General features: G+C 36.0%; 1 protein-coding gene. It reads right to left on the reverse strand.

Features of this window, described 5'->3' with window-relative positions; genetic code table 11:
- Positions 1–99: 99 nt before the first annotated feature.
- Positions 100–1,164, reverse strand: a complete 1,065-nt coding sequence (locus ACAX61_RS19495; protein ID WP_370716199.1) for a helix-turn-helix domain-containing protein — start codon at positions 1,162–1,164, stop codon at positions 100–102.
- Between the last annotated feature and the right edge of the window lie 201 nt (positions 1,165–1,365).

The following is a 1,365-nucleotide window of genomic DNA, read 5'->3' on the forward strand; positions in this document are numbered from 1 at the left end:
TACAGGGTGTTCAGTATAAAAGTTGACTCGAAATTATTTTTGGAAAACATCAAACAAAAAATGTATTACAAAGTTTATTACAAAAAGTTTATAACATAATTAAAGGTTTCGAAGATGTTGAAAGTGCCCACCATTTTGCGCTAGGCAGGACTTAATACGGATATGCATGTTATTGAAAACGTTGACCAATGTTTGTGGTTGGATAGATCGAATAAATTCCGTGGTGTATTGTTCCAGTTCCTGTAGAGTATGAGGATTTCTTCTAAACACAGAATCTTTTAGAGAGCCGAAAAGAAAATAATCTGGAGGTGTGAGGTCCGGGCTACGTGGCGGCCACAAGTCCTTTTTGATAATTCGATTGTTAAATAGGGCTGTCAAGTGATTCATTGTGTGATGGCTTGTGTGACTTGTTGCAGAATCCTGTTGAAACCAACAATTATTTTTCTCATAATCGTTTAGTTGAGCATAAAACTGATCGATGATGCCACAGTAGCGCTCAGAATCTATTGTTTCATGAAAGAAAATGGGGCCTATGATTCTCGTACGGCTAATCGCTATCCATATACCAATTTTTAAAGGGTGCAATGGAGATTCGATATACTGGTGTGGATTTTCTGTACTCCATATTCTAAAGTTCTGCGAATTAATGTATCCAGAAAGGTGCAGCCAAGCTTCGTCAGTAAAAAACATCGTATCCAGCTGGTTATTATCCACATTTGCTTTGAACCATTGGCAGTATCGAATTCGCTTGGCATGATCAGTGGGAATTAACTCATGAAGAACAGATATTCTGTAAGGATACATGTGAATTCTGTTACGAACAATTTTGTGACAGCTCCCAACAGATAGTCCAGTTTCCAGGGACAATCGCCTGATGGATTTCTTTGGACTGTGCAACATTCGCTGTCTAATTTCCTCAACTGTATTTTCTGTTATTCGACTTGGTCTACGATTGTGCTTCTGATTGATCACCGACCCAGTAGTCCTAAACTTATCAACCAGTTTACGTATGGCTTCTTTGGATGGAACTTGTGCAGTAGGAAACTGGTCAGCAAAATCCATTGAACATGCATCGTAAGAATAAATCCATCTTTCATTTAAAAATCTTCCAGAACGAAAATAGCTTTCGATTACAAAGCTGCGTTGTGCTGTGGTAAGAACCATTCTTCAAAGGCAAAATCAGTTAATTGTCTAAAATTGACTATTTAATTGATTATATTTTAATAAATATCATTAAATGTAAACCATTAAACATAAATAAGTGTGCACTTATTAAACTTGATTAGTATTAAACATGATTTGTATTCACAAAACTTACAATGACATTAAAAATTTCGAGTCAACTTTTATACTGAACACCCTGTA

This window comes from Sphingomonas sp. IW22 (assembly GCF_041321155.1).
GTDB lineage: Bacteria > Pseudomonadota > Alphaproteobacteria > Sphingomonadales > Sphingomonadaceae > Sphingomonas.